This is a genomic window from Paenibacillus sp. JCM 10914, assembly GCF_001315105.1.
Taxonomy (GTDB): Bacteria; Bacillota; Bacilli; order Paenibacillales; family Paenibacillaceae; genus Paenibacillus_AQ.
In genome coordinates this window covers 93458-100837 of sequence record NZ_BAZR01000018.1, presented here as the reverse complement: position 1 = coordinate 100837, position 7380 = coordinate 93458, and the positions used below count along the sequence as shown (strand labels likewise).

General features: G+C 43.6%; 8 protein-coding genes and 1 pseudogene. 5 read left to right on the top strand and 4 right to left on the bottom strand.

What is annotated here, in order from left to right; all coding sequences use genetic code 11:
- A partial coding sequence (locus tag JCM10914_RS18560; protein ID WP_036718944.1) for an alpha/beta hydrolase occupies positions 1-538 on the bottom strand: 538 nt, incomplete at its 3' end.
- A gap of 167 nt (positions 539-705) precedes the next feature.
- Between JCM10914_RS18560 and JCM10914_RS18555 the strand changes: the two are divergent.
- The 3 genes and pseudogenes from JCM10914_RS18555 (at position 706) to JCM10914_RS18545 (ending at position 2564) form a co-directional block, all read left to right on the top strand.
- Positions 706-1316, top strand: a pseudogene (locus tag JCM10914_RS18555) (TetR/AcrR family transcriptional regulator).
- Positions 1313-2059, top strand: a complete 747-nt coding sequence (map, locus tag JCM10914_RS18550; RefSeq protein ID WP_023963635.1) for a type I methionyl aminopeptidase — start codon at positions 1313-1315, stop codon at positions 2057-2059. Before JCM10914_RS18555 ends, map begins: the two are co-directional and overlap by 4 nt.
- A gap of 196 nt (positions 2060-2255) precedes the next feature.
- Positions 2256-2564 (top strand): hypothetical protein, encoded by a 309-nt coding sequence (locus tag JCM10914_RS18545; protein ID WP_023963634.1) that lies wholly within the window; start codon positions 2256-2258, stop codon positions 2562-2564.
- A 50-nt stretch (positions 2565-2614) separates the two neighbouring features.
- Here the strand turns inward: JCM10914_RS18545 and JCM10914_RS28980 are convergent, their stop codons facing one another.
- Positions 2615-3022 carry a DUF5367 family protein gene (locus JCM10914_RS28980; RefSeq protein ID WP_036718940.1) on the bottom strand — a complete coding sequence of 136 codons (408 nt, stop codon included), beginning with the start codon at positions 3020-3022 and terminating at the stop codon, positions 2615-2617.
- Positions 3019-3591, bottom strand: coding sequence for a TetR/AcrR family transcriptional regulator (locus JCM10914_RS18535; protein ID WP_023963633.1), 573 nt, complete (start codon positions 3589-3591; stop codon positions 3019-3021). Before JCM10914_RS18535 ends, JCM10914_RS28980 begins: the two co-directional genes overlap by 4 nt.
- A gap of 177 nt (positions 3592-3768) precedes the next feature.
- Between JCM10914_RS18535 and JCM10914_RS18530 the strand changes: the two genes are divergently transcribed.
- The gene (locus JCM10914_RS18530; RefSeq protein ID WP_023963632.1) at positions 3769-4839 is read left to right on the top strand and encodes a saccharopine dehydrogenase NADP-binding domain-containing protein; all 1071 of its coding nucleotides are present in this window, start codon (positions 3769-3771) and stop codon (positions 4837-4839) included.
- Positions 4840-4993: 154 nt separating this feature from the next.
- Here the strand turns inward: JCM10914_RS18530 and JCM10914_RS18525 are convergent, their stop codons facing one another.
- Positions 4994-5620 (bottom strand): TetR/AcrR family transcriptional regulator, encoded by a 627-nt coding sequence (locus JCM10914_RS18525; protein ID WP_023963631.1) that lies wholly within the window; start codon positions 5618-5620, stop codon positions 4994-4996.
- 290 nt (positions 5621-5910) lie between these two features.
- Here JCM10914_RS18525 and JCM10914_RS18520 point away from each other — a divergent pair, with 290 nt between their 5' ends.
- A complete protein-coding gene (locus JCM10914_RS18520) occupies positions 5911-7377 on the top strand; it encodes a 4-hydroxyphenylacetate 3-hydroxylase family protein (protein ID WP_023963630.1) in 1467 nt (488 codons plus the stop codon).
- The last annotated feature ends 3 nt before the right edge of the window (positions 7378-7380 follow it).

The window sequence follows — 7380 nt, the reverse complement described above, 5'->3', positions numbered from 1 at the left end:
CCCCAAACTGATCGGGATAGCGAATAGCCGTATACAAAGAGACATACGCACCAAACGAACTTCCAGCAATCATCGTATGTTCTGGTTCTGGGAGCGTCCGATAGTGAATGTCGATATAAGGTTTAAGTGTTTCCGCCAGGAAAGCAGCATATGCCTCGCCCTTGCCTCCGAACCCATGTTCCGTGTTGATCGTAAAATTATATTCATGGTTACGCTCGTTCCCCCCGTTATCAACAGCGACCACAATCACCTCCAGTGCCGGATCCTCCAATGCCATCTGTTCCAACGTCTCATCAACACCCCATTCGGTTCCCCAAGAGGTCACCTGATTAAACACGTTTTGCCCATCTTGCATGTAATAGACCGGGTAGCTGCGATCGCCTTCGCGATAACTCTTCGGCAAATAAATCCAAACTCTACGCTCCGTCTGTAGTTGTGGAATAGGGAAAGCCTCGTATATCCGAACATCGCCTGTAATCGTGTGATTAGACTCGTCTGTCAGAACTTCTTGCCACGGTAGAGGACTGATATTGATCATGAAATGAGCCTCCTAGATTATGTATTAACTAAAATATTAATGCGCTGCCCCTATGAATGCAATGGACGTTATGCGTGGCTAATTGGTCGAGGCACTTGCTCCTTAGTTCCAATTGATGTATATTGATTTTATATTGACATATGAGCAGGTCTAAAAAAGGAGGAGCCATGTCACCACGAACCAAAGAGCAGAATGACGCGATCCGGGAGATGCGGATGAATCAAATCATGCAAGCGGCAGCGGAAGTATATTTGGAGAAGGGCATTCAATTGGAAATACGCGATGTAGCATGAAGGCAGAGCTAGGCTATGGAACCGTGTATCATTACTACAAGAACAAGCAGATGCTCTTAGAGGATTTACTGTGGGATGCTCTGAATCGAGCGGAATTGGCAGTACAACCCGCTTTGACAGGGGACGACGACCCTTTACTTAAGGCGGAGTTGTTCGCCAGGTTGCTCCTACAGCAATGCACCCAGGATCTTTCCGTTTTTATTCTACTTAAGACCGTATCCGATAATTTCCACCACTTTTCGGGCAATCGGTTCAATAAGCTGTATGCTGAGTTTCAGGAACGGATTTATTTGCCGGTTGTACACATGATTCGTGAAGGAACCGGATCCACAACACCAGAGAAAACTGCCAATCTGATCTTCGGCTCGCTTGTCGGTTACACCACCTTGAATATTCACCACGATCTGCGAGACGAGATGGATATGGAAGGAATCATCGATATGATTTTTTCAGGCATGCAGTTGAAGGAGAGAGAAATGGAATGATCACCCTGAAATCAAGAGCGGAAATTGAAGAAATGAGAACAGCTGGCGGAATCGTTGCTGCTTTTCATAAAGCCATCGCAGGTATGATCCGGCCGGGCATCACGACGCTCGATATCGAGTCGTTCGCGGTGCGGTTCCTGAAGGAGAATGGGGCCAAGGCGTATACGATCGGCTACAACGGCTATCCGTTTGCGACATGTGCGTCTGTCAACGATGTCATTGCACATGGTTTTCCGAACCGGAAGCCGCTCAAGGAGGGCGACATCGTCACCATTGACATCGTCGCGGAAGCGGATGGCTGGATCGGCGATTCCGCGTGGTGTTATGCGGTTGACGAGGTGTCGGAAGATGCTCGTAATCTGATGCGGGTAACGAAAGAATGCTTAGATCTTGGCATCGAAAAAGCTGTCGTCGGCAACCGGATCGGCGATGTGATGCACGCGGTTCAAACCCACGCCGAGCGCAACGGATTCTCGGTGGTGCGCGATCTGCTCGGTCATGGTGTAGGAAGGGAGATGCACGAGGAACCTAATTATCCCCATGTCGGGAAACCGGGCAAAGGATTCCGCCTGAAGGAAGGGATGGTGTTCACGATCGAGCCCATGCTAAATGCCGGGACAGCATTAATGACGATAGATGCCGACGGATGGACCGCCAGAACCGCTGACGGCTCGCTTTCCGCACAATACGAGCATACGATCGCCATTACCGCGGATGGCCCGATGATATTGACCGCACAATAGAATACCTCCTTTTGATAGGGTCACAATTGAAATCGGCCACGGTGCGCATGTTGCGAAAGGGCCGATTTTTGTTTTTCTTATAGGATCACATATTCCCTCCTCTAGTTATTTCACCGCTGATATATCCCTCTCACTTGTGTGGTACACTGGCATAAATGAAGCAGCTATAAGATCAATATTTTTTTGGAGGATATTTATGAATCAACGTTTTCGAATTACAAGATCCATGCAACCAGACGCGAGTGCTCAAGAAATCTCATTGGAAGAGTGCCACGTTTATTTTTCTTCCAAAGCTGATTTTACTTATCAGACGGTGCTGACTGTGAAAGGGGAAGAGAGCACCATGTCTATAGAAGGGGATTTCTTTATATGGAACCATGGAGAAGCATTTATTCCATTCAGACACTATATGGGGGAGTTGTATGTAGCCGTATCCCATCAAGAACTCATCCCGCTCATGATCGAAATTGCAACTGATTTTCGGGCAGATATCGTGGAAGGGTGATGTTTCTCCTGTGGAGAAAAGCAACAAGACACCCCATCCTTCGGGGACACTCACTTCGTTGTATCAACAACCGGTTTCAAGCCTGTTACAAATATTAAGCCATACGCCCAAAATAACCATGCCGCCAAAACGGGAATGCTCTGCTCGGATATGACTGAGAATACCACAGAGTGGAAGAGCAACGAGAAGATGTCCAGAAGCATGCCAGGCAATGCAATAAAGATAGATAGTCGAGAACGTTCTGATGTTGGCACATCAAGTAAAGAAAACAAAAAAGTAACACATCCATAAATTAACGGTACGGCGATAATAAAACTTATGGCGGTTCTCCAGATGTTTCTAACATCAATCAACCAGTTGCCCCAAAAATGAAAGATCAATGTTGCTACCAACCAGAGGAGAAATCCCCACAAGAGAGAATAAACGATGCGCTGTCTTTCTGTCAGGCTGATCTTCATTTATCCACATCCTTGGTAATGAATTCAAGAAGCAATTGTAGTGACTTGAATATGTCTTCTTTCGGGAACTCTTCATCAAGCAAAGCTTGAACTGCTAACCCATCTATTAACGCATTAATCATGATACCCCAATGATCCATGGATACCTCGATTAATGGTGACTCGCCCCAGCGGGAGGTAAGAATTTCAGTCAGATACTCATTTTCTTTCTGAATCATCGAACCCATTTGTAGACGATTTGCTTGTGTTTGAAGACTTACAGCTAAAGAAGAATAAAATAATCGATGATACGTAGAATGATAATCGCATCTTTCTTTGGCATTATGTAATGCTACTTCAATTGTCTTATCGTCTTTTTGAAGTGATTTCCATGAGGCGTCACACAAGCTCTGAACTAACTCAAACATCAATTGTTCCTTTGTTCGAAAATGATAAAAAACCGTTCCTTGGCTTACATTTGCCCTTTCTGCGACTGCTTTAAGTGTTGTTTTATCAATTCCCTTATCGGCAAGGCACTGTTGAGCAGCTTCAAGTAGTTCTTCCTTAGTAATTACATTTGGCTTCGCCATAATTCCCACACCTCTAAAGTAAGTTAGTTAAACAACTAACTCGTAATCTAAATGATACAACTCTACTTGTCAAGTTGTTTGTACGGTATGGGGTGGAATGAATGCTCACAACAGTTGATTGTGTCAAAAGATAATTAAATGCTAGTATTTAGAGAGTTGTAAGGGAGGACTTAACTAATGACAAAAATTATGGTTGTGGGGGCATCGGGTGTCCTTGGCAAGTTGATTTGCCATGAGTTATTAAGAATATATAAAAATCATATAGAGCTAATAGTAACCGACTATCGAACTGAAAGAGGGGAAGAATTAGCAAACTCTTTGAACAGTGAAGTTAAATTTCAACATGTAGATATAAATGATCAAGAAAGCGTGGAAACTAGTATTAAGGAAATTGATGTGGTCGTCGTCGTTGTGAAGCAGAGGACGCCGCTTATACAGCGTATCTGCATAAAGCGTGGCATTTTATGTATAGATGTTACGCCATTCTATGATTTTGTAAAGGAAGTTAAACAGTTAGATCAAAGTGCTAAGATCAATAATACAGCCTCTGTTGTCATGGCTGGTTTTTTTCCTGGATTATCGGGTCTTATGGTAAAAGAAGCTGTTTTAAAGTTTGAAGAAGTAACAGAAGTCAACGTGGCATTGTTGCAAAATACGAATGCTACAGCAGGCATATCTGGGATCCTGGATAAGATGAAGATTATAGACTTTAACGTGTATTATAAAAACAATGACATATCTGGCTTTACAGAAAAAAGAAAAATGTATTTTCTAGATCATTTGAGGGAGAAGGAAGTAAGGCTTATAGACCACGCTGAGAAAAGCCTGCTCAACGACATAATTTCAACAAAACGTTTAAACTATTGGACCGCCTGGAATTCGAGCTCTTTCAATACACTCGTATCCATATTAAGACAAGTTGGTCTTACGAAGAAGATCGACAAGTTAAACAAAGGTGTTTTATCCAAATTGATGATACATAATGCTCATAAAGATGAGTACGCTTTTTTAACTGTTGAGGTAAAAGGGATGATGGAGAATCGTGAGGTTGTAAAATATTTATCTCTGCGTACAGATTCTGATTATCAGACAACAGCTATGGTAACTGCAGCATTAACAAAAATAATATTAAATAAAAAAATAAAAGGGGCGCTAACTCCTTTTGAAGTTACGAATATAAGTGAGGTTACAACTGTTATAAATTCCAACACGATATTGGTGGAAGAAACTCTTCATGACATAGAGTAGTGAACCATGCAATGTACGATTTCATGAAGGCGTCTCAAAGATCCTAGATCTTATGAGATGCCTTTTTGATACGTCATAATAATGATTATGTAAACTTTCATTAAACCTCCTATTTATATCAGAGTTAAATCATCCGCTCAGGATTTGATTTAACTTATGTTAGACCGTCGGCTTCCTGCAAACCCATGGCACCGTATACGCCCAAATTTGACAAACGGGTCATTTGCAGCGCCATATGGTTGGAGGAATAGGTCAAATTTTGCTCCAGCCATCGCTTGCTTACGCCGTACAAAGATGAGCACAAATAATCCAGCAAGATACTCAGTGGCACCGAAAGTTTCTTCTCTTTACTAATGCCCGCTACCCGAATGTAAAAAATCGAACGGATTTCGGCCAGCATGGTATCGGAGAAATTTCCGGATGGATCGATAAAGAACATAATGCGATAAAATGTTTCATGCTTCGCTATATGGTTAAAAAACACGACAAAATACGGATCGACGACATCTGTTGCCGACTCGTTATGCTGGCGAATATCGAGTGGCAAACCATTCATTTCCTGTGTAAGAGCGGTTAGTGTTTCGGTCGTGATTTTGTCCAGTAAATCATATTTGTCCTTGTAATGCGAGTAGAAGGTAGAGCGGTTGACGTTGGCGCGTTCCGTAATATCCTTGATGATGATGTCCTCGTTTTTTTTCTCCTTCAGTAATTCCAAATAAGCGTTGGTAATAATTTGGCGTGTGCGCACAATGCGGCGATCCGTTAAGGACAAGCTCTTCATATAATCACTCCCATTTTTTTGAATGCAACAAATGATTATCATTTGTTGTTTAAGCAACATAAAAAGCGATACGAATTCGATTCGAGAGCTGAAAGTTAAGTAAACAGTTGAAGTCCAGATATAGGATTATTTCCATAATAACGAATCCATCAAGGGGTTCGTGTTAGATAAACGTCATTTTCGCGTATTTTGTTTGTTGTGTTACATAAGTTACTAGCTATAATAAAGAACAATTCCAACTTCTTCAATAGGGTTAATGGAAAATGGTTTAAAGGAGGTTTTTTGTTTGCATGCGAGGTGATCAGTTTCTGCATAGTTTGAATGACGGAAGATCCGTATGGTTGGAAGGGAAAAAAATTACAGAGCTTCCGAAGCATCCTGCATTTACAGGCACTCTGGAAACGATACGCGGTTTATTTAATCAACTGGATGAACCGGCTACAAGGGAAATCGTAGGATTTCAACCGAATCATAGCGATCGGTTCTCGCATAGCTCGTTTCTTGTTCCACGCAGTCTCGAAGACTTGCAACGGCGGAGTGCTTCATTCGCCTACTGGTCCAAGTCGACGTTTGGTATGATGAGCCGACTCTCGGATTATGCTCGCTCCATGGTGACGGGCTGGTATGCTGCCCGACATCAACTATCACGATTGGATCCGGATTTCGACAAGAAGATTTCCACTTATTACGAGCAAGCCCGTGATAACGATTTGTTCTTGACTACCGCCATCATTGATCCTCAGATTGATCGTTCACAGGGTTTGGATGATGCCAGAATCGCAGAACGCTTTCTCCATGTCGTGAAAGAAACGAGTGAGGGCATCATTGTCCGGGGAGCGAAGATGATCGCGACTGGAGCTCCTTATACGCATGATTTCATCATTTCTTCTTTTTTGAAATTTGAAAGCCGCAATAAGAAACATGCTCATGTCTTGATTGTTCCCGCTAACTCGCCGGGGCTTCATATTGTCTGTCGGGAATCGTTTGCCGATGCCCGCGGTCAGGATCACATTCTAAGCGCAAATTATGAAGAGATGGATGCCGTTCTTTTCCTCGACGACGTTCTCGTGCCTTGGGAACGTGTGCTGCTGTATGGTGATCCCGCCAAAGTGTTGGCATTAAGAGAGAACAAAACGGCCAACGCGCTTGCATTTCATCAAAATGTGGTTCGTTACGTAGCGAAGCTGGAGTTTATTACGGGAATTACGTTCGCCGTGGCGGATGCGATTAAAGTAGACGGTTTTCTGCACGTTCAAGAGAAACTCGGAGAGCTGTTGACCCAGATCGACGTCATGAAGGGACTAATTCTGGCATCAGAGATCGAAGGGCAGATCGATGAGTCCGGTGTATACGCACCCAAACTGTCATATATTGATTCGGCACGTAACATCGGGACGAAGTATTATCCGCGAGCGATTGAAATTTTGCAGCAGGTTGGCGGCGGCGGTTTTGTCCAAACCCCTTCAAGTATGGAGGACTTTTACGGGCCGATATCCAAGCAGATGCATCTATACTTTGAAGGCTCATCGGTTAGCGCCGAAAAGAAGGTCCAACTGTTCAAGCTGGCCTGGGATTTGCTCGGCAGTCCGTTCGGTTCGCGACATGAGCTCTATGAACGTTTCTATGCTGGCGATCCAGTGCGGGCCTATGCCAATCAATACTTGAACAGAGATAAGGAGCTGCTAACTGATCCGATTTGGAAATTGTTGAAGGAAGCTAGCATGCGCGGCGTTTCAAGCCTGCATTCAAATCCGTAACTG